Source organism: Fibrobacter sp. UBA4297 (genome assembly GCF_002394865.1).
Lineage (GTDB): Bacteria > Fibrobacterota > Fibrobacteria > Fibrobacterales > Fibrobacteraceae > Fibrobacter.
In genome coordinates this window covers 192,213-213,669 of sequence record NZ_DGUZ01000017.1, presented here as the reverse complement: position 1 = coordinate 213,669, position 21,457 = coordinate 192,213, and the positions used below count along the sequence as shown (strand labels likewise).

At 48.0% G+C, this 21,457-nt stretch carries 21 protein-coding genes; 6 read left to right on the top strand and 15 right to left on the bottom strand.

All coding sequences use genetic code 11. The features are described 5' to 3' along the window. Positions 1-22: 22 nt before the first annotated feature. From B3A20_RS09200 to B3A20_RS09175, 6 genes are all read right to left on the bottom strand, one after another. Complete coding sequence (locus tag B3A20_RS09200; RefSeq protein ID WP_290763849.1) at positions 23-883, bottom strand: tetratricopeptide repeat protein; 861 nt, start codon at positions 881-883, stop codon at positions 23-25. A gap of 18 nt (positions 884-901) precedes the next feature. After that, on the bottom strand, positions 902-1,480 hold the full coding sequence (locus tag B3A20_RS09195; protein ID WP_290763846.1) for an OmpA family protein: 579 nt from the start codon (positions 1,478-1,480) through the stop codon (positions 902-904). Positions 1,481-1,491: 11 nt separating this feature from the next. After that, the gene (locus B3A20_RS09190) at positions 1,492-2,769 is read right to left on the bottom strand and encodes a translocation protein TolB (RefSeq protein WP_290763843.1); all 1,278 of its coding nucleotides are present in this window, start codon (positions 2,767-2,769) and stop codon (positions 1,492-1,494) included. Positions 2,770-2,891: 122 nt separating this feature from the next. Next, positions 2,892-3,824 carry an energy transducer TonB gene (locus B3A20_RS09185; protein WP_109572308.1) on the bottom strand — a complete coding sequence of 311 codons (933 nt, stop codon included), beginning with the start codon at positions 3,822-3,824 and terminating at the stop codon, positions 2,892-2,894. After that, positions 3,811-4,227 (bottom strand): ExbD/TolR family protein, encoded by a 417-nt coding sequence (locus B3A20_RS09180; protein ID WP_085490153.1) that lies wholly within the window; start codon positions 4,225-4,227, stop codon positions 3,811-3,813. The genes B3A20_RS09185 and B3A20_RS09180 overlap by 14 nt, the downstream gene beginning before the upstream one ends. Beyond that, the gene (locus tag B3A20_RS09175; RefSeq protein ID WP_144065916.1) at positions 4,224-4,925 is read right to left on the bottom strand and encodes a MotA/TolQ/ExbB proton channel family protein; all 702 of its coding nucleotides are present in this window, start codon (positions 4,923-4,925) and stop codon (positions 4,224-4,226) included. The genes B3A20_RS09180 and B3A20_RS09175 overlap by 4 nt, the downstream gene beginning before the upstream one ends. A gap of 191 nt (positions 4,926-5,116) precedes the next feature. Here B3A20_RS09175 and B3A20_RS09170 point away from each other — a divergent pair, with 191 nt between their 5' ends. Continuing rightward, complete coding sequence (locus B3A20_RS09170) at positions 5,117-5,656, top strand: hypothetical protein (protein WP_290763833.1); 540 nt, start codon at positions 5,117-5,119, stop codon at positions 5,654-5,656. Positions 5,657-5,766: 110 nt separating this feature from the next. Here the strand turns inward: B3A20_RS09170 and B3A20_RS09165 are convergent, their stop codons facing one another. After that, positions 5,767-7,104: a bifunctional folylpolyglutamate synthase/dihydrofolate synthase gene (locus B3A20_RS09165; protein WP_290763831.1), complete on the bottom strand. Its 1,338-nt coding sequence runs from the start codon at positions 7,102-7,104 to the stop codon at positions 5,767-5,769. A 697-nt stretch (positions 7,105-7,801) separates the two neighbouring features. On the opposite strand from B3A20_RS09165, the gene B3A20_RS09160 reads away from it, so the two are divergent. Together B3A20_RS09160 and rpsD are read left to right on the top strand one after the other, a co-directional pair. Continuing rightward, positions 7,802-8,545 carry an endonuclease gene (locus B3A20_RS09160; RefSeq protein ID WP_290763829.1) on the top strand — a complete coding sequence of 248 codons (744 nt, stop codon included), beginning with the start codon at positions 7,802-7,804 and terminating at the stop codon, positions 8,543-8,545. Positions 8,546-8,642: 97 nt separating this feature from the next. Beyond that, positions 8,643-9,248, top strand: a complete 606-nt coding sequence (gene rpsD / locus B3A20_RS09155; protein WP_012820048.1) for a 30S ribosomal protein S4 — start codon at positions 8,643-8,645, stop codon at positions 9,246-9,248. Positions 9,249-9,311: 63 nt separating this feature from the next. Here rpsD and B3A20_RS09150 read toward each other — a convergent pair whose 3' ends face one another. Then, positions 9,312-9,671, bottom strand: coding sequence for a hypothetical protein (locus B3A20_RS09150; protein WP_290763824.1), 360 nt, complete (start codon positions 9,669-9,671; stop codon positions 9,312-9,314). Between the two features lie 309 nt (positions 9,672-9,980). Between B3A20_RS09150 and B3A20_RS09145 the strand changes: the two genes are divergently transcribed. Further along, positions 9,981-11,099: a glycosyl hydrolase family 8 gene (locus B3A20_RS09145; RefSeq protein WP_290763821.1), complete on the top strand. Its 1,119-nt coding sequence runs from the start codon at positions 9,981-9,983 to the stop codon at positions 11,097-11,099. Between the two features lie 55 nt (positions 11,100-11,154). Here B3A20_RS09145 and B3A20_RS09140 read toward each other — a convergent pair whose 3' ends face one another. Then, entirely contained in the window at positions 11,155-12,480 is a 1,326-nt protein-coding gene (locus tag B3A20_RS09140; protein ID WP_290763817.1) for a GntR family transcriptional regulator, read from the bottom strand. A 67-nt stretch (positions 12,481-12,547) separates the two neighbouring features. Between B3A20_RS09140 and B3A20_RS09135 the strand changes: the two genes are divergently transcribed. Beyond that, entirely contained in the window at positions 12,548-13,159 is a 612-nt protein-coding gene (locus B3A20_RS09135; protein ID WP_290763814.1) for an FISUMP domain-containing protein, read from the top strand. A gap of 62 nt (positions 13,160-13,221) precedes the next feature. Here the strand turns inward: B3A20_RS09135 and B3A20_RS09130 are convergent, their stop codons facing one another. Then, the gene (locus B3A20_RS09130; RefSeq protein WP_290763811.1) at positions 13,222-14,235 is read right to left on the bottom strand and encodes a hypothetical protein; all 1,014 of its coding nucleotides are present in this window, start codon (positions 14,233-14,235) and stop codon (positions 13,222-13,224) included. Positions 14,236-14,449: 214 nt separating this feature from the next. After that, positions 14,450-14,773, bottom strand: coding sequence for a hypothetical protein (locus B3A20_RS09125; protein WP_290763809.1), 324 nt, complete (start codon positions 14,771-14,773; stop codon positions 14,450-14,452). 151 nt (positions 14,774-14,924) lie between these two features. Between B3A20_RS09125 and B3A20_RS09120 the strand changes: the two genes are divergently transcribed. Further along, a complete protein-coding gene (locus B3A20_RS09120) occupies positions 14,925-15,809 on the top strand; it encodes a phosphoribosylaminoimidazolesuccinocarboxamide synthase (RefSeq protein WP_072828256.1) in 885 nt (294 codons plus the stop codon). Positions 15,810-15,888: 79 nt separating this feature from the next. Here B3A20_RS09120 and B3A20_RS09115 read toward each other — a convergent pair whose 3' ends face one another. From B3A20_RS09115 to B3A20_RS09100, 4 genes are all read right to left on the bottom strand, one after another. Beyond that, positions 15,889-16,698 (bottom strand): tyrosine-protein phosphatase, encoded by an 810-nt coding sequence (locus tag B3A20_RS09115; RefSeq protein WP_290763806.1) that lies wholly within the window; start codon positions 16,696-16,698, stop codon positions 15,889-15,891. Positions 16,699-16,829: 131 nt separating this feature from the next. Then, entirely contained in the window at positions 16,830-17,516 is a 687-nt protein-coding gene (locus B3A20_RS09110) for a hypothetical protein (protein WP_290763804.1), read from the bottom strand. Further along, the gene (locus B3A20_RS09105; RefSeq protein WP_290763802.1) at positions 17,513-18,754 is read right to left on the bottom strand and encodes a glycosyltransferase; all 1,242 of its coding nucleotides are present in this window, start codon (positions 18,752-18,754) and stop codon (positions 17,513-17,515) included. The genes B3A20_RS09110 and B3A20_RS09105 overlap by 4 nt, the downstream gene beginning before the upstream one ends. Continuing rightward, on the bottom strand, positions 18,751-21,291 hold the full coding sequence (locus B3A20_RS09100; protein ID WP_290763800.1) for an NPCBM/NEW2 domain-containing protein: 2,541 nt from the start codon (positions 21,289-21,291) through the stop codon (positions 18,751-18,753). Before B3A20_RS09100 ends, B3A20_RS09105 begins: the two co-directional genes overlap by 4 nt. Between the last annotated feature and the right edge of the window lie 166 nt (positions 21,292-21,457).

Genomic DNA, 21,457 nt, shown 5'->3' with positions numbered 1-21,457 from the left:
TCCCAGCCGGCTTTTTTCGTATTTATCGCATTTGTTCGCGGCAAATTTCCGTTGCCGAGCGCCCATCCGGAGACTTAAAGTCAAGCATTTCCTGCAACGAAATCGCGGCCTGCTCCAGTTCCGGAGTCGAAGCGCACGTATTGTTCGAAAGAATCATCTGCAAATACTGCTTTTTACGGTCCAGATTGCATTCATTGCCGTAAATCGTCGCAAGCTTGTACATACCCGCGCAAGCCTTCATCCCATTCGGATTGGAATCTACGAGATTCGTGAGGAGCGTCTTTGCCTTTGCCGGCTGATTTGCCTCCATCAAGCAAAGCGACATCCAGTAGAGAGCCCCTTCTGCCATTTCGCCCTTTTTCACAAGCTCATAAACCTGCTTAAAGCCATTGTACGCAAGCTTGTATTCGCCACGGTGATAATCCGAATGAGCGGCATTGAACATCGTTTCCGCTTCAATCATCTTTTCGGCATTGGCGTCCGGTTCCATCACGGCGCTAGCCACGCCATTGTTCACCACGACCTTCTTTGCCAAAATCTTGTCAGACTTACCAAGTAGCAAATCCAAGCGGTAAATGATTTCTTCCTGACGCGTATCGCGGCGGACCGTTTCTTCGCTCATGCGATTCGAAAGCACAGTCACTTCGGCCTGCAAGCGCTTTTGCGCCACTGCAGAAGCATCAAGCTGAGCCTTTACGCTATCAAGTTCTGCACGGAGTGATGCATTTTCAGCCGAAAGAGCCTTGTACGCCGAATCATTCTTAGCAATGACATCGTCACCGACTGCACGCATTTCTTTTGTGCGCAACATCGTAATGCTACTGCATCCCGATAGCACAAAAGATGCCAAAACAACGCCTAGAGATAAAGTCTTCAAATTCACAATCAAGTCCTCCCCAAACTATTGATCAATGGACACGCGGAAATGCGCTCTGCGATTCTTGGAATACGCCGTTTCGTCAGTTCCCTGAACCTTCGGACGCTCCTTGCCATAGCTCACTGAAACAAGCCTGTTGGCATCCACGCCGTACGCAATCAAGAACTCACGCACCACAGTCGAGCGGCGAGCACCCAGAGAAATATTGTAGTCTTCGGTACCGCGAGCATCTGTATGGCCTTCAACAGTCACGATAAAGCGATTTTCATTGACCAGGATTTCAGCCACTTGCGCAAGCAAGCGCTTTGCATTCTCGGTCAATTCGGAGCGGTCATAGTCAAAGTACACATCTTCAAGCATGATGCGGTTGATCAATTCTTCTAGGCGTGCACGTTCTGCTTCAAGGCGTTCCGCTTCCAAACGAGCCAAAGAATCCGCGCTTAACGTATCTGCCACAAGCGCATCGAGATTGAGCGTCGAATCCGCAGGAGCTTCCGGCGCCGTTTGCGGTTGCGGATCCGTTTCCGGCTTTTCCTTGCTGCAGCCCCAAGCGAAGAGCGCAACTGCAGTACCCATCAAAGCAAGTTTAAATATCTTACCCATAATTCACTCCTCTATTTAACTTTTTTCTCGTCAAAGAACCAGGACCAAGTCGGCGAAGTATTTTCGCTACCATTCGTAATGCGAGTCACGCCGCTCCCATCTTTACGCATAATATAAATTTGATAATTACCGCCACGGTCACTGGCAAATGCAATCAGCTTGCCATCGGGCGACCAAGTCGGGTGTTCGTTATTCCCTGCGTTCGAGGTCAGCTGGATAATATCCGTACCATCGAGAGCGCACGTATAAATGTTCATCTTGCCATCGTCCATCGATGTGTAGACAATGCGGTCACCTTCTGGGGACCAGCTTGCACGTTCATTGTAATGGCCCATGTACGTAATGCGGCGCACGTCCGTGCCATCCTTCCCTACCGCGTACACTTGCGGAGAGCCACCACGGTCACTCGTAAAGAGCACTTCGCTTGCAAACGGGCTCCAAGAAGGGCTCACCTGATTCGATTTCAAGTGCAAGAACTTCTGCGCAGAACCCGTCTTCATATCGCCGCGATAAAGTTCCGTCTTTGCACCTTCCGTCACCGAGAAAAGAAGTTCTCCGGTCTTCGGGTTTACTGCCGGGCTAAACGTCTGCTTGAACTGCGTAAAGAGCGGGGTTTCCTTGCCGCCAAACGTGATGGCGTAAAGGTTCGGACGTTGCTTGCGGAAGTTCACATACACAAGGCCCTTATTGCCCTTCTGCCAAACCGGCATCATATTAATCGAAGAATCGCGCGTAATCTGGCGACGAGAAAAACCATCGTAATCCGAAATCACGACCTGCTTCACGCCATCGATTTTCGAAACATAAGCAAGCTTCGTCGAAGCGACACCGCGTTCCCCGAACAAGCGATAAACGACCTTGTCAAAGAACGAATGCACCGCCTGACGCACGTCATAAGGCTTCACGGTATAGCTTTCGCCAAGCAATACGTCCTTCGTCTCGGAAGCATACAGATAGCAATCAAGCTTGATTTTTCCATTCGGGAGCTTGGTCGCATTGCCGGTCACGTACTGGCGAGCGCGTTTCTTGCTAAAAAGCACCAAGTCAAACTTATCCGAACTCACAGCTTCAAAACGCCCCGTGAGGTTTGCATCACGCGTCAAAATCAAATGCGGAGCTTCATTTGTCCACTTGATGTTTCCATTTTCTTCAAAAGGCACAACGCCAATCGGCATCGTCTGGAATACCGAAATTCCCACATCCACTGCAATCGTATCAATCGCCGCAAACGCAGGCACCGCAAGCGCCATCGCAACAAACACAAAAAGCAACTTTATTTTATTCATCATAAACCTCATTGTAGTTACTAGTTAATAGTTACTTCGCCCTTCGGGCTAGTTACTAGAATTTGCTATAAGAACATCTCTAGTAACTAGTAACTTAGAACTCATAACTGTGCCGAAGGCACCTCCTAGTTCGGCGTAAAGTTAAACTGCAACACAAGACTTGATCCCTTGTACGTCGGCGGGAGTTCCGGCAACTTCGAAATCTTCACCGCTCGCATCGACAAATGGTCCCACGCACTGTTCGACGAAGAACGCTTGAGGAACACGCTAGTAATCGCACCCGAGCGTTCAACTGTAAACTGTACCGTCGTTTTTGCATCACGATCAATCGTCAGTCCGTTTGGCGGGTTGAAATTGCTCATGATTTTCGCCTTTGCGCGTTCCAAGAACACTTGCATCAGCGGGTCCATATCAATCGGATTCACCGCCTTGAGGCTCGGCATTTCAAACGACTTCTGCAAATTCAAGTCATCGATATCAAAGTCGTCATCCTTCGGCTTTTTCGCAGGTTTCTTTTCGACCTTCTTCTTTTCAACTGTTTTTTTAGCGACCTTTTCCACCGGCTTTTCAACAGGCTTCTCGACCGGCTTCGGCTTTTCGACTTTTTCTTCCGGCTTTTTTTCTTCGGCCTTGGGTTCCGGCACAGGCACAGGTTCCGGAGTATCCGGCTTCACTTCAGGAGCGGGCTCTTCAGGAACTTGCGGAGCTTCCGGCTCTAGCGTTTTCACAGGAGTCGGCTCTGGAGCAGGTTCCGGTTCCGGAGTCGTTTCAGGCACAGGCTCGGGCGGTTGCGGAGGTGGAGGTTCCACCTTCGGCGCTTGCTGCGGTTCAGGCTCCGGCAAAGCAGTCTTAGCCGCAGGAGCTTTTACCGGTTCATCGACTTGCACCATCTCGAACACGGGAATTTCTTCGGCAGGCTTGCTCAAATCAATGTTGTTGAGAGCGATCAAAGTCCCGACAACCGCCAAATGAAACACGACAGCACACACGATGATCTTGAACAAAGATCCATCGTTTTCCGTCTCGAAATATTGGATATGGTCCCTATTTCTTTTCATTTACCAGTTCGTCTTTTGGAGTCATTGTCAAGAAACCGAGCTTCGTTACACCGAGCTTTTGCACCAGCGTCACAACCTTCATCACAAAGCCGTAACTTACAGCCTCGTCCGAATTGATGACCACAGCCATTTCGCCGTTCCACAGCGACTTGAAAATGCTCTCGAAGCTTTCCATGTCCACCTGCATATCGGCGATGAAAATTTCGAGGTTCTTGGTGATGGAAACTTTCAAAAGTTTCTGCTGTTCCATCGTCGGAGCCTTGACCTGCGGGAGATTGACCTTCACGCCCTGGCTCATCAACGGTGCGCACAAAATAAACACAATCAAGATGGCGAACACGATGTCAATCATGTTCGTGAGGTTGAGTTCCTGCTTTAAGTCCTTACGGCGGCTGCGTTTCACGCTTCCTCCTCGGCAACTCCTTCAACAGCGAGCATGTCACCTCTCTTAAACAAGCTCAAAACTTGCGATCCAAAGTTGTAATAAGAAGTTTCGTTACTTCCATTTTTAGAGGTAAAGTAATTGTACCCGGCAGAGGCAGGGATAGCCACCAAAAGGCCTGCCACCGTAGTGATAAGAGCCATAGCGATACCCGGAGCGACAACGGTCAAGTCCGCAGAGCCATGATGACCAATCTGGAAGAACGCAATCATGATGCCCCAAACCGTACCGAGCAAGCCAAAGAACGGAGCCAAGTTAGAACTCGTGGCAAGGAAAGTCAAATAGCGGTCCTCGCCCATGCGGATACCTTCGATCGAACGCTGGATAGCATCTTCGAGTAAGGAGGAACGATGCTGAATAGATTCGTAAGTTACTTTACCCTTGAACTTGGACACTTCGTTCAAGACTTCGACGCTCAACAGACGGAGTGCGCTATCGTTCGAAACCGTGCAAAGTTTTTGGAGTTCAGAGAAATGCTTGAGCTTGCAAAATTCCTTAAAAAACTTGGCGTTCGCACGCAAATTTGATTTATGCTTAAAGAATTTCACGATGATGATGCCCCAGGAGCCAAGCGACATAAAGGCGAGAATCCCGAGAATAATCATGGTCACAATATCGGACTGCGTAATCATTTGCAGGACAGGTACTGTATTGTTCAAGACAACCTCCAAAATTTTACAAAAATATACGTACTATATTATAATACAAAAAAGCGCTACCGAAAGTTATTTTCAAGCCATTTAACAACACTTTTTTTGACAAATGTTGCAAAACAACATCTTCGCAAAATTTTTTTTGTATATTAAAATCACAAAACAATGTAATGGATTTTTATTCCAAGGAGAAAACAATGAAAAAACTCATCGCATGTTTCGCTCTTGCCGCCCTGTTTGCCGGCTGCTCTAGCAATCCGCCGCAGACCCCGCAAGAAAAGCAGGCAAGCCTTCTCATCGAAATGCAAATGCAGAAGAAGAGCTACCTCAAGCAGCACATTCCGGCCGGTATCGGTATCGGCGAATCTGCTGACGAACAGATTGCTTACGAAAAGGCCGACCAGAACGCCCGCGTAGACCTCGCCAAGTCTATCGATGCACAGACCAAGGCTCTTATCAAGAACTTCAAGGAAGACGTGAGCGATGAAATTGCCGAACACTTCCAGAGCACGTCCAAGACCGCAGTGGACCAGCGCCTCAACGGTGCAACGCTCAACGACGTCAAGGTCGAAACGACTGCCGACGGCAAGTTCAAGGTTTACGGCGTGATGACGCTCGACTCTGACCTCGTCTCTGAATACATCAAGATGCTTGAACAGCAGGAAAAGAAGGAAGAAGCTGAAAAGATTCGCGCCGCTGCTGAAAAGGCATACGCTGAACTTGATGAAATGGAATAATCTTCCTGCATAAAATTCAAGCAAAAAGACATTGGCTAAGCCAATGTCTTTTTTTATCAAGACTTCACAGGATTCCTCGCTTCGCCCCGAAGAATCCAGTCAAGTTTTATTTACCGGTGTTCGTTTGTTGTGGGCTCCATCCCACGGAAAAACGCAAGCCCGTCAAAATCGTCCTTGAGCGCTTGCACAGTCGCCCCGATCATGTAAAGGCTACCTGTAATGAGCACCGGCGAACCATCCGTAACGCTTGCACAAACTTCATTGAGATATTCGCGGGAAAACTCGCCCGCACTTGCGACATTCAACCCAAGCTTTTCTAGCTCACCCTGCAAATCAATGAGTTCACGGAATCGCGGATACGGCGTACGCGTGATATGCCAATGACTCACATGCGGAGCCATGAGCTTGAGCATCTCGCCAACATCCTTGTCGCGGAGCGCACCAAACACGCAATGGAATTTCTGGTTCGGATAATACTTGCCAAGAGTTTCGACTAGACGACGAACTGCATGAGAATTGTGCGCACCATCTAGAATAAACTTCGTTACACCGTTTGCATCTATAAGCTTTTGCATACGGCCCGCCCAGGAGCACGTCGCAAGTGTTTTGAGTGCAAGAGCGTCGTCGTAAACAATTCCTTTATTCACAACAGCATCCGCAACAGAAATGTTGCGCGACTTTTGTAAAAACAGTTCCGCGGCCTTGAGAGAAAGGCTTGCATTTTCGACGTAATGTTGTCCTAAATTCGGGAGCTCAATATCGTTACGAATTTCCGGGATAACACACGAGCAGCTGTGAGAAGACGCAAAAATTTTCGCTTCGGCAATCAAAGCTTCGCTCAAGCCACCTAAGACAAAAGTCTTGCTACGGCCATTTGAAATGATACTTTGTGCAGAACCCGCCACGCCCATTTTTTCCTTGAGGATAGCAGATTCCGTGCTACCGAGAACTTCAGTGTGTTCAAGTCCAATGCTTGTAAGAACAATCAAATCACCATCGGCAACGGCAGTGCTATCCAAGCGACCGCCCATACCCGCTTCCAAGACCGCCACATCGATGTTCTGTTCTGCGTAATAGAGGAATGCGACAATCGTCAAAACTTCAAAGAACGTCGGTTCCACTTGCGTTTTTTCGGCTGCGGACTTGACCTGCATAATCAGGCGGTCGAGCGATTCATCATCAATCGGCAAATCGTTCACGCGGATGCGTTCACGCATGCTCACCAAGTGCGGGCTTGTATAAAGTCCCGTCTTGAGGCCGTGCGCTTGCAAAACACCCGACAAGTAATAGCTCGTCGAGCCCTTGCCATTCGTGCCAACAACATGAATCGTCTTAAACTTTTTTTGAGGATTTCCGAGAGCTTCACAAAGTTTACGGGTAGAAGCAAGACCCGGCATCATCCCGAATATGAGGCGGGAATTCAAATATTCCAATCCGTTCTGAATCATGGCTATAATATAGAAAGTTAGGGCACCTACGGTGGAAATTGCGGAATTTCGAGCGATTTTTAGGCGTTTCCTGCGATTTTTACGTACTATAAGGCAAATAAAAAAGTTGTTAGTACGTAAAAACAAGCTTCTAGTTTATTCACAACATTCATAATATTTCCATTTTACGTACTAAAAGGACATAAAGGCACAATTCAGTACGTAAATTAGCCTCCCATAAATTTAATTTGTATATAAGATTAAAGCTATTTACGTACTTAAACAGGAAAATTTCCACGCCAAGTACGTAACGCATAAATTAAACACTCAATTTTAGCCCTGAAAAACAAACTTTCGGCATAGAAAAACGCAAAAACAGGCACCATCCCGAATTATGAGGCGGGAATTCAAATATTCCAATCCGTTCTGAATCATGGCTATAACATAGAAATAGTGATTAGTAGGAAGTAGGAAGTAGACAGTAGGCGGCAGGAAGTACGAGGTGTCATCCTGAGCGAAGGGCGAAACCCGGAGTCGAAGGATCCAGGGAAGTGGTTGGTGATTAGTAGGAAGAAGACAGTAGACTGTGAGCAGTGGTTAGTGTTTATGAAAAATGGTTAATCCACCCTTCATTTCATGATCCTGTTTACTTAACCACTGTTTACCGACCACTAAAATGATTACATTTCTATCACACATAAAAAGAGGTTTTGTTTATATGAAAGTTTCAGCAAGCGCTGTCGCTTTGATTCTTTGCGTTTTCGCAGCATTTTCGTTTGCGAAAGTCGATCCCGAGGCCGCCCCTCGTCACTACAACTACCGCGATGCAGGCAAGCAAATGAGGCGCATCTACTACGGTGAACTCCAGGAAACCATCTACTGCGGTTGCCGCTATCTCGACAAAAAGCACGTGGACTATAGCACCTGCAACTACAAGCCGCGCGAAAACCCCAACCGCAAAAGCCTTGAACGCACCAAGCGCATCGAATGGGAACACATCGTCACCGCCCACAACATGGGCCAGCACCTCCCCTGCTGGCGCGACGGCGGCCGCAAGAACTGCAGTGCGAACGACACCACATTCAAAATCATGGAAGGCGACCTCCACAACCTCTACCCCGCCATCGGCGAAGTGAACGGAGACCGTAGCAACTTCATGTTCAGCCAGTGGACGAACAACCCAGTTCCCATGTACGGGCAGTGCGAAACCATCGTCGATTTCAAGGACAAGAAGGTCCAACCCCGCAAAGAAGTCCGAGGCTTAATCGCCCGCGTGCATTTCTACATGGAAAAGACCTACAACATCAACATTTCCAAGCAAGACCGCAAACTTTTCGAAGCCTGGGACAAAATGTACCCCGTCACCGAGCGCGAATGCGAGCGCGATCGCCGCATTTTCAAGGTCCAGGGAGACCACAACCCCTTCGTCTTCGAGAAATGCCAAGATTCTGTTGACAAGTAGTGAACATTTGACTAAATTTGAAGTCCAAATCTCGCATGTCGTGCCAAGCTCTGCCAACTTGCGAGCGTAACCAAAGAGCTTCCTCAAAGAGGTAAATATGTCCTCCTTCCGCGGACCTAAAGGTAAAGTAGCACGCTCTCTCGGCGTTGCCGTTTCTCAGAAGACTCAAAAGGCTCTCGACCGCCGCAACTTCGCACCTGGCCAGCATGGTCAGACCCGCAAGAAGTCTGCTTCCGTTTACAAGCAGCAGTTGGTCGAAAAGCAGCGTCTTCGTTTCACCTACAACATTTCCGAAGCTCAGCTTGCCAAGGCATACAAGGAAGCTAACCGTCGTGAAGGTTCTGCAGGTGACAACCTGATGATCTTGCTCGAAACTCGTCTTGACGCAGTCGTCTACCGCATGGGTTTTGCCCGTACGATCTTCGCTGCTCGTCAGTACGTTGCACACGGTCACTTCACTGTGAACGGTGTTCGTAGCTTCTCTCCGAGCCGCCTCATCAAGGCTGGCGACGTGATCGCTGTTCGTGAACAGTCCAAGGAACACGTGCAGATCAAGGAAGCAATCGCTTCTGCAGCTGCCGCTCCGGAATACTTGTCTGTCGATCTCGGCAAGATGCAGGGTACTCTCGTGAAGCTTCCGCTCCGCGACCAGATCCCGGTCAAGCTCGAAGAACAGCTCGTCGTGGAATACTACTCCAGGTAGTAAGCCGCTTAGAGCCAAGAAGACTCAAGCTTTTAAAGACGCTCGCAGAAATGCGGGCGTTTTTTATTTTCGCTGACGATCCTTTTTAACTTTATGTTTTATCTTAAGCATAGCCAAATTCAATTCTATCTCCGTTTCTGTTTCGGATTCTTCCAAATCATTCGTAAGAACATTTGAAATTATTTCTCCACTACGCTTCAACAAAGACTTTCGTTCCGATTCATCTACGACATGAGGAATACTAGCTACAGCACGCGATAATTCTCTAATTTCAACAAATGTATCTATAATATTTATCGTTGTCTGGATAGCTATTTTTCCCCTTAATATCGTAGCTAGCATATATAAACCACGTTCTGTAAATGCAGTTGGATTAACAGGGCTAAATTTCAACTTTCCAAGGTGGTCAATTTTTTTTACCACCTCACTTCATAGAGACAGGCTACATCGCAATCCAAAATAACTCGTTCATTTCGGATCGTTAATATTTTTTCTTCAATAATCTTCATTTTGTTCTCCTTCCCCGTCTACACGCTTGAAAAAACGGGATTAATCATTTTTTATAAATATAGAATCATAAAATGTCAAATCATGACATTTTCAATTTTATTCAAGTTTTGTTTTCGCAATTACCTCAATTTTCCAAGCCTTCCAAGAAACACTCACGACACTTTTAAATTATTTCATCTACAAAACAGGACGGGAGCCCAATACATTTCTATTTTAGATGCCATGAGAAACATTTTTGAAGAAATTGGTAAGACCCCCGCCGAAATCGAGGCAAAACTCAACAAGGCTTTTGCACAACTGTTCGAAGGCGACTGTGAAAACGAACGCATTTGCTTTGACAAGGGCGACGACATGGCGTACATCGTGGATATCGGCCACAATGACATCCGCTCCGAAGGTATGAGCTACGGCATGACGGTCGCCGCTCTCCTCGGCAAGCAAGACCTTTTCGACAAGCTCTGGAAATTCGCCAAGACGCACATGAAGAACACCGAAGGCGACCTTGCCGGTTATTACGCATGGCAAGTTTCGACCGCCGACTTTTCGATGATGGATCCGGGCGCCGCCCCGGATGGAGAAGAATACTTTGCTGCAGCGCTCCTTTACGCCGCCAAGAAATTCAATTGCGATAACTACAAGAAAGACGCCGTTGAGCTCATCAATGACATGGCGCACAAGCCGCAGTCTGGCGATGTATACACGATGATGGACGCAAACACAGGCCTCGTGCGATTTTCCCCCATGAAGGGTAACGATTACACCGATCCGAGCTACAACACGGTCGCCTTCTACAGAATGTACGGCGAAGCAAGCGGTGACAAGATTTGGAACAAGATTGCAGACAACAGTGTTGCCTACTTGAAAAAGGCTTGCCACCCGATCACGGGACTTGCCGCCGACTACAGCGAATTTGACGGAACACCCAAGAAAACATCATGGCACCCGGTTAGCGACTGCTTCTGCGGAGACGCTTGGCGCGTCGTGTGGAACATCGGGCTTGACGCAGCAACATTACAAGACAAGGGCGAACGCAGCGACGTGAGCGAATGGGAAGTTTCTGCGGTCAAGAAGATTCTCGGTTACCTCCACGGGCGTCGCCCGTACCTCGCCGACATGCGTGTCGACGGGAGCGCGTTCCCGCGCGAGGCAAGGCCTGCTACGGGCGGCCTCATCGCCATGAACGCAGCATCGACTGTTGCACTTCCCGCAGGCGATCCGCTTATCAAGCCGTTTGCCGAAGACCTTTGGAATATGGATGTTCCGACAGGCACATGGCGCTACTACGACGGACTCCTGTACATGCTCGGGCTCCTCGCCTGCTCTGGGAAATTTAACGTTTGATATTTATCGCATCACGTCATCCTGAGGGCGTAATGCCCGAAGGATCCATTCACTTCTAGTGTTTCTCGACAACTCTTCCAAGCGGCGTCTGCATTTGGCGCCGCTGTTCTGCATATATGGTCGGCGCGACAATGTGGTAAATAGCCTCTTTCACCATCGTCCCGACGTTAAAAGCAAACGAATCAAACACATAGCGGTAACTTTCAATCGTATCGTCAAAGCCCACCACATACGGCGTCGGCAACTTTTTCGCCTTGAAGTAATCAATCAGCGAAGCTGCCACCCAGTCATTGGAACATACAAATTTATCCAAAATTGCATTCTTCAAAAGCGAATCTAAAACGTTATTCAAAAGCGACTGGCTTTCAAGACCATCACGATTGGCGGCATCCATCAAGTCAAACGGAGAAGCAAAGCGGTCATCAACAAGCGGCACGACATCAATTCCAGATTCTTGCAACCCAAGCAAGCGCGCCTTTGACCAAAAACTGGCATGGTATGGCGATAGGTAGTGAACTTGTCCTATATTCTTACTTTTAAGGTAACGCCCAACAATGACTCCAGCCTCCTTGCCAAAGGCCACATTGTAAAACGCCCACTTCTTTTTATTGCGAGCAATCACCGGAATTACATCTGGAGCGTATTCCCACCAGACCGAAATCGGATTTTTGAACGATGCAAAATGAGCAAACAACTTCGCAGCATCATCCACAAGCCACGTTGAGAGGAATACCCCCAGGCAATGAGTATCGTTCTTTACAACAAAGCTTTCACCCGTCGATAAATAGAACTGGTTTGATGCTTCATGGTACCCGATAAACTTCACTGCAATTTTCTGTTCTGCCGCAATTTGCGCGAATGTGCGAAACACATCGGATTCACGTTCGGACTCAATCTTCAATCGACCGATTTCATTGGAACGGTGCACAAACAAAATGTAATTCGATTTTTCGACCGAGCGTTCTTCGCTAAAGAAAAAGCGATGTCCCACATGGCGCAAAATCCCTTGCGCGCACTTTTGCATCAAAAACTTTTTGACAATGTAAAGCGAAACATTATAACGGTTCGAAAGTTCCTTGCACGAAGGAAGTTCGTCAAAGGCGTTCAGATACCCGCTATCCAAATCATTCTGGAAATGACGTTCCACTACAGAATAGACGCTCTCTTCGGCTTTTACTTCGAACGATGGAGCGGTCCCCCAAAAACAACCCTTGCCGTGCACAAGCTGCACGTATTTTTCACTCGCCAAAATCTTGTACGCACGATGGACCGTATTGACAGAAAGGCCTAGATGTTCCGCCATTTTACGAACGGAGGGCATCTTTTCGCCATCGTGAAAACTGGCATCGATAATTGATTTTTTTACATCTTCAATTAGCAACTTTAAATCCTCTTCATTTCACAAAATAACAAAATTTTCCATCATGAAAATTTCTAAATTTTATACCATGAGAATTGGTTTAGTATTTATGCTTTTGGCTGCTAGCATCGCCGCAGCCGCCCCCTCAAAAAAAGCCTCCGCGAAAAAGTTCAAGGATCCGCGCGACGGCCACACCTACAAGATTGTCAAAATCGGCAACCACAACTGGCTCGCCGAAAACCTCACCTACAAGACGACAAAAGGCAGCTACTGCTACAACGACGACAAGACGAACTGCCACAAGTACGGACGTCTTTACACATGGAAGGCAGCAATGAAGGCCTGCCCCACTGGCTGGAAACTCCCCGACCGCAAAGACTGGAATTTCTTGAGCAAGTACCTCGGCGCAAGCAAGAAAAACGGCTTTAGAGTCAAGCAAGCAGGTCAGAGGATCTGCTTCGGTAACAACGACATGTGGAGTCCTTACTGCGAAGAAACCAAATCATCATTCAACGCGTCTGGCAAAAGCGACTCTCATTTCGCTTACGAAGACATGGAAAAATCAGCCTTCTTCTGGACAGCCACCGAAGAAACGACCTACATTGCAAACTTCGTGACCATCGGCGGTTACAACGAACGTTATGCGGAACGCGCCATCGAAGAGAACAACGCTTTCTCTGTCAGGTGCATCCAAAAGTAATATAAAATAGTTTATTAAAAGAGCCTCCCCAACGGGAGGCTTTTTTACGTTGCTATCATTGATTAAAAATCATTGTTAGGAATATCATCAGTACGAATAACATCTAAATCAACAATCATCATTTTATTGTTGAAATTGGAGCCACGGTCATTCAGAACAAGATATTCGGCGGTAGAATAAACAGGATCTATTTTTACGCTGAACGTGATTTGCGAACGGCACAAGCATCTTTGTGCATTTGTGAAGTCATATTTCGCATTGACATAAATTGTATTATCAGCCGTTGTGATTTCCAGGCTGTCAATGGAAACATTGCAACTCATCGTAACATTCTTTATCGTAAAGCCAACATTTTCCGTTGACACATAGCGATAAGCGACCGGCGGGAGCGCCGCATCACTTTTTTCGCGTATAAACGATTCTACTGAATTGCCATCAAGCAGCGGGTCAAGCGTACGACGGTCCTCGCATTGCACATTAGCATCCGTAACAATTACGCGGGACGGGTCCTCCTCAGACGAAGACGAAACAACAGAAGACGAAGATTCGGCCATATCCGAGGAAGAAGACTGCATCAAAAGTTCACTTGAAGAACTCCTTTCCAGAAGCGGTTCCGCCACGACTTCATAAACAGTATTCAGATATACCAAATACTTGATATCGGCATCCAATGGATCGATATTGAACCATACATCATTAATACACCTACATTCTGCAGGATCACCTTCAAAATTGATTTTTAGCGTATCAAGTACACGTTGGTTATTGAATACCATGTTTTCATAACCGCAAGTTCCAGCCATGTCCGGAATAACCACATGATATCCCGCATCGTCGGTAACCAAATAGGCTTTGGGATTTTCCGCAGCCGTTTTCTTCAGGGCATCATTATATGAATAGTTGAAACAACCCTTAAACGCGACAGACACATTGCGTGTGGAATCTAGCGTGGTTCCTCCCCCTTGACCGGCGCCACCCCCAGCAGGAGGAAGAGTTCCCGTCACTGAATCATCACTACAAGCAGAAAATACAAGTGCGGCAAACGCCGAGCAAACAAAAAACGAAAGCTTTTTCATAATCTTCTCCTTTTAGGAAACCTCTAAATTTTCTCATTCACAATATAACCATTCCATTTTACAAAGTCAATATTTCACACAACAAAATGCTTATTTTTCTTTAATTTTAAGCATTTTTATAAATCATCTTGTAAAATATTTTGCCATATGCAACAAACCGTTGCATAAAAAGGCAAGCAAATACTAAGCCAGCTTGTGAAAAAAAATCCAAAAATTATTTTGCTTTTTTAAGTCGTAATTCAACCTTTTTATGTGCTTTCGGATCGTTCTTGGCAACCGCGTACAGCAACGCCACCATATAAATAACCATACAAGCGATACTATGCACAACCTCTTCACCATTCAACCCCATAAAACGATCCGAAGCCGCTACAGTAGCCAAAGAAAACAAGCTATAAAAATACACGAGCACCCTAGACGTAACGCGAACAATCGCTATTTTCGTCTTAGTTTTATACAGCAAGCCAATCAGGACAATCAAGAGAAACGACACAAAAAGCGTATATGCATACAAAATAAAAATTCTCAAGAAATCCATATTTAACTCTTTTTAGGCAGCATGCCTCGTTCTTTCGCTTTATTTAGCCATTGCAATATAAAAAAGAATCGACCCTAAAATCACTTTTTTATTATTTCTAGCCACTCGTAACTAGCTACAAACAGCGACTTTTTCTACATTTGCTTGCACTATGAGCTTAAAATTTGATACTCCCATTACCGAAGTTCCGCTGTTCCACCAGGGTAAAGTACGCGACATGTACGACCTCGGCGACAGCTTCCTGATGGTCGCCAGCGACCGTCTTTCCGCTTTTGACGTGGTGCTCCCCACCCCGATTCCTGGTAAGGGTAAAATCCTCAACCAGCTTTCGCTGTTCTGGTTCCAGCACCTCGGCATGAAGAACCACCTCATCACCGCCGACGTGAACGAATACCCGGCTGTTTTGAAGAAGCACGCCGACTACCTCCGCGGCCGTTCCATGATCGTGAAGAAGGCTCACCGCCACTCCGTGGAATGCATCGTGCGTGGTTACATCGTTGGTTCCGGCTGGAAAGACTACCAGAAGACCGGTAAGATTTGCGGTCACGTTCTCCCGGAAGGCCTGCAGCTCTGCCAGAAGCTCGAAAAGCCGCTCTACACGCCGAGCACCAAGCCCGACGTCGGCCACGACGAAAACATCAGCTTCGAACAGACTTTCGACATTGTGGGCGAAAAGGTTGCAACGACTCTCCGTGACATGTCTTTGGACATCTACACGAAGGCCCGCGATTACGCTGCAAGCAAGGGCATCATCCTCGCCGACACCAAGTTCGAATTCGGTGAAATTGATGGCGAAACCATCCTCATCGACGAAGTGCTCACGCCGGACTCCAGCCGTTACTGGCCGGCCGACAAGTACCAGGTGGGTAAGAACCAGGAAAGCTTCGACAAGCAGTACGTTCGCGACTGGCTCGAGACGCTCGACTGGGGCAAGACCTATCCGGGTCCGGAAATCCCGGCAGATGTCGTGAAGAACACGCTCGCCAAGTACGAAGAAATCTTCGTGCGCCTCACCGGCAAGCAGCCGGAATTGTAATGAGACCGCACGGCTCTATCGCATAAGCAAGAATGTGATAATAAAAACGCGCAGACCTTCGGGCCTGCGTTTTTTTTAATTATTCTAGGTAGTATTCCCGGAGCGCATCGATGGTCGCTGTAGGCACGTGCATCCGCTGCGTGATGAAGTTCAGTAGCGAACCATATTCCGCATTAATGCGATTGAGCGGGATTTCAAGATACTCGCGCTTGACGCTCACCAAGAAATGAAGAATGTCGAGCTGTTCGTCCGTCATTCCCGATTCACGACCTTTGGCAGTCATCGCCTCTAGCGGCTTGCGGTACGAGTTTTCGGATTCCGCAAAATCGTCTAGAATAGCGTTATCGTCAGCACCGAGAGCAGCAAGCATCAAGGCGGAGCAAAAGCCACAGCGGTCTTTGCCAGACGTGCAATGCCACAAAACTGGCGCCCCCTTTTGCGCACGAACCGTTTCAAAGACTTTCGCATACTGCGAGCTCGCGTAATCGCTATCCACAAAGTAATTATAAAGTTTGTCTTTTAACGTATTTGCAATCGGATGGCGCGCTATGCCAAAAAGGAACTCCATAAAGTCCACGCCTGTCGCAGGCACCACCTGATCCTTGTTGAACGCATCACCATGCATGGAATCGTCCAGAACAGGAATCAAAGCGGAATCCATTCCATCAAGGAGCTTATCCGGCTTTTGCATGTATTCAAAGTCAGAGCGCAAATCAATCACCAGATGAACGCCAAAATCATCGCGCAAGCGGTGCAAATCATGCTCCGTCGCTTTGGACAAATTGCTACTGCGAAAAAGCAAATTGTGCTTGACATGGGAACCGCCCGCCGGAATCCCGCCGAGCTGTCGCGCGTTATCAATCGATTCAAACTTTAAAACATTAGCCATAAGCTCCCCTTCTATTGACTTTGTCATGCCTGCGAAAGCGGGCATCTCCCATTCTTTTTGAAAAGGAGATTCCCGATTAAATCGGGAATGACAAATCCTTCCTACTTTCTACGGTCTACCGTCTACTGAATTCACTTTTTCACGATTCTCAGAACGCCCTGCTTATTGTATTCAGGGGCATCTTTGGAGAAGAGCGTCTTCGTTTCTTGACGGAGCACGTATTTTTCGCCCTCGCCCCAGTCAATAACACTTCCAGACTTTGCCGGGATGCCATCGCCAAACAAGCTATCCGCAGCCATCAAGAGAGCCTCTTCCGGGTCTTCAATCGTACTCGAGATGCACAAATCCGGCAACGTAAACACAGCTAAGCCAAGCGTGTAAAGCGAATCGCCAGAATCGAGAATGTTGATCCACGGATCCATCGGATAATCGCAATCGCCAAACTGTTCTTCAAAAGCCTTCGCAGTCCATGCCGTGCCAGACTGTTGCATATAAACGCCCGCGGCCTTTGCGTTGAGGACCTTCAAAATGGCAGAATTTACCATTTCGACATCGTCCATCGTCTTGACGTTTCCAAGCAAGAACAAGAGAGACTTGTGATCGACAATCGCCTTTTCTTCTTCGGCGGAAAGTTCATCACGTTCCTTGAAAATTTCTAGGAAGTCGGCAGATGCGCCCTGGCGAACCACATTAAACTGCACGCTGCAACCAGGAATCATCAAAGTCTTGGTATCAGCATTCACCTGAACCGTTTCAGTAATGGCAAACGGTTCATCGACAGCAACGGGAATCGGGAAAGCTAAAACGAACTGGTTCATATCGACCTCTCTTTAAATTTTCGAACAACATCTTCAACCGCATCGTGAAGCAGGTTTTGCTTTTCGACCTTCGGCATTTTCACGGACTTTTCGAAAGCGCTTGCAAGCGTTTCAGCAGAAAGTTCATCTGCTGGAATTTCAACGGCATAGCCCGCCTTCGACAAATCGTGAGCGAGAACAATCTGTTCAAACTGACCTGGCGTCGGTACAAAGATACATTTTGCGCCAAGTTCCGCCATGTCCATCACCGTACTGTAACCGCCTCGACTTACCACAAAATCGGCTCTTTTCACAGCTTCTGCAAAATCGTTCGTCGCCAAGTGCGTGTGGAACTCGATATTCCCTTCGGTCCACGTTTTTTGCTCCGTCGAAGGCTTCCCGAGAATCATCATGTGGCGCCCAGGAATCTGAGCCAAAGCATCTCGCAACTGCTGTTCGAACTGCGTACGTGCAGGTTCCACCCCCGACACCACCGCCACGACCTTGTAGTTTGCGCGCATTTCAAAAGAGTGGTTTCCAGAAGTACGCTTTTCAGGAGCAGCGTCCCACTCCACGTTCGCCGAGTGCGCCATAAACTCCGACATGCTCATCAAGTCCACCTCTCGTTCTTGGTCGACAGGCGCCGATGCATTTCCAAGCGCGTTCCCAACATTCCCCATCTCCGAGAATCTCGAAAGCGTCCCGACGTAACGCATCTGCTTTTCGCCCGGCGTCGCGCCCGAATGCGAAAGCGAGCCCGCATAGCCTGGATAAATTTCCAAATCCGGCACCCAGACTTCATCGAACTTGCGCATGATGTTCGCATGCCACATCACGCCAATGCGTTCAAACGCAGCTAAAGCCCGCGGGAACGCAATCCTGCGTTGGTGCGTCATATAAATGCTAAGCGCGTTCTTAGAATAAAATGCGAATCGGTTGTCCGAAAACAGCACATCGTAGCCATGGCGTTTTACCATCTCTTCGGCAAAGTGGTGTTCGTAACGCATCACGGCATTCAAGTGCACACTGTTTTTGAGCAGCCAAAGCGCCATATTGTAGCCGTGCTTCGGGTAGACAATGTTGTAGCTCGGAGCCAAACGCTGCCGCAAATCCGGGAATACTTCACGGAAAAAATTTGCGTTCGCCTTGACTACCGCCAGTTCCACCTCGGCACCCGCCCGCAAGAATTCGCGGACAACAGGCACGCAACGAGTCGCATGCCCAAGCCCCCAATCGAGCGGAGCTACAAGGACTTTCATTTTTCAGCCTCTAGCCAGGCATGAGCCCAGTCGCCGTGGTCACAGTCCTTGTCGTTGCCCATCAACACGCGCAAGTTAATCGACTTGGCGCCCTTGATATCCAGCTTCAAACGTTCCTTGTCCGTCGTATAAAGTTTCTTGGAATGGTAAATTTCACGACCATCCGCTTCAACGGCAAAGTAGGCACCATCGCCGCAAGCACTTTCGTCATCAAGGCCAACAACCACATTCAGCCAATCGTAATTGCGTGCAAGCGGGAACTCAATTGCCGAATTTGCATGGCTACCAATGCCGTAACGAAACGGCTCGCCATCAATCGTAATCTTGTGGTGATCGACAGTCTCGTTCATTTGCGGTTCGCCCCATTCCTGGAAGAACTTGCCCATCTGGAGCTTCGAGAGGAGCGCTACATTCGGGGCATCAACAAAGAAGTCGCGGTACGTCACAAGCGTATCCTCGTCCGACATGTAGCAGCTCAGCACAACGCGGTTCAAGCCCGCACGAATCTTGGCAGAATCGAGCAACAACGTGTCCGCGCTGTTCGACACAAGCATTTCGCCCTGGTCCTTGTCGTTCACCTTGTAATCGCAGGCAATCGATTCCGGGAATCGCTTGTTCACAACAATCATGCCGTCCGTTTCTTCGCTCACCATGAAGTTCTGCGCATAATGCGACACGCCCTTCTTCGAGATAATCTTGTAAATAGCAAGGCCATAACCAAACAGACGAGCTTCCATCAGCACACGCTCGTTTTTGTATGCGCCCAAGATATCGTCAATTTGGTCGGTCGTCTTGAAGCCCACCACACGGCTATTGCGATTCACCTTGCCGTAGCCATCCTGACCGCGCACGAGATAAATATTACCACCCGACTTTTGCATCCATTCAGCAAACTGTTCGGTACTCCAGCTCTTAAAGGAGCTTTCGCTAAACGAAGTATGTCCAGACGCAAGCATCTGCCACGGTCTAGCATAAATGAACACAGAGTTTTTCGGATACTTCGCCAGTTCCGTATTCAAAAAATCTTCTTCGGCCAACAGCTTGTTCTTGTAATAAAGCATGTTCGCCTTGTAGCTCGGAGCATGGTAAAGCATAAGCCCGATAGACAAAAGGCAAGCAAACCCCGCCACAATCTTAGCGGCAGCATCGCTCTTCATCTTCGTCGTAAACACGAGTGCGTCGTAAAGACCAAGCGCCATCAAGAGCGCAAACAGCGGGAGCGCCACAAGCACATAGCGCTGGTTGATATCAATCGTAAACGTTCCAGACACGTTCAGGAGAATCACAAAAATCTGCACGCAGAACGTGATGCCCAAGATAAATCCGCGCACGTAACGGCGAGAGTAAATCATGCGGAACAGGAGCCAAACCGTTGCCAAAAGCAAAATCACGGTAAACGTCGTGTAGAACGGATTTTCCATGATACCGCCAAATGCAGAATCCGGCTTGAGGTTCATCATGACTTCGATATTCGTCTTGAGGTTGTACCACAAGTTTTCAATCGAGTGCGCCGCATGCGTACCGCCCTGGAAGTCGTACCCGCGATATGCCGCCATCGTGTTGATCGAAGGCCAGCTCACTGCAATCACCGACGCCACAAAGGCTGGCAAACGGTACGGCTTTTCGAGGAAATAACGGTAATAGTAAAGCGCAAACGGGATAAACGCAAATACAGTTTCCTGGCGGGTCTGCGCAAAGAATCCAAGCAGCGGAACCGTCAAAAGGAAATGCTTCCACGTGACCTTGTTCGTCGGCACAAACGCGTACCATGCCATGAGTACCGCAAGCAAGAGGATGTAGAGAACTTCGGTCGATGCCGAGCGCGACTGCAACAAGTAAATCGGCATGCCGCCCAAGAACGCCGTCGCCGCAAGCGCAAGCTTATCGCTTTTGAACCACTTGCTAAGCGCAAGGAAGAACGCAATCAAGCTCAAGATGTAGAACGGGTAGTTCACCATCAGCGCAGTATCGCGGTTCGGCTCCATAAAGTTAAATACAAGCGAATAGACAAAACCAAGCGCCTTGCCCTTGAAGTTATTCACTTCGGTCTTGCAATCGAGAACGCCATCGGTCCAGACGCCTTCGTTACAGACACCGCCCGTATGCTGGAAATACATCTGAAGACCCATCGATTCCCAGCTTGTCTCGTCACTCAAGACGCGGTGCGTATTGCCGATGTTCCCGAAAATGAACACCGAGAACACGATGAGCAAAAGCGCAAGCCCGCAAAAGCTCTTGCCGCTCGGCAAGAATCCACGCACATGCTTTGCCACAAACGGAGCATTGACAACAATGCCCGCCACGAGTAACAGGAACGTAGCGAGAATCGAATAATACCCCCACTGGATATCCCAATGGCGCGCATACGGCACGGATAAATTGTTAAAGATAAGGAAAGCAGCCACGAGCACAAACATCGTAACCGCCAACATTATATTTTGAGGCTTATCCCAATGAAGGGAATTCTTCCATTCCATAAAGGACTGACGCAAAGACTTAGACTTTACACCGTCCCTTCCTAACGTTTCTTTTTTCATAGTGACCTAAATATAACTTTTATACGCAAAATCCGAGCGAGGCTGGGCGAATTTTTGACCAAAACTCCTTACTACAAGCCTATATGCAACAGATGCAACAAAATCTTTTCGGTACACGGGTTTTATCGCCTTTTTGGAGCATTTTAAGCCTTATTTTGTATATATT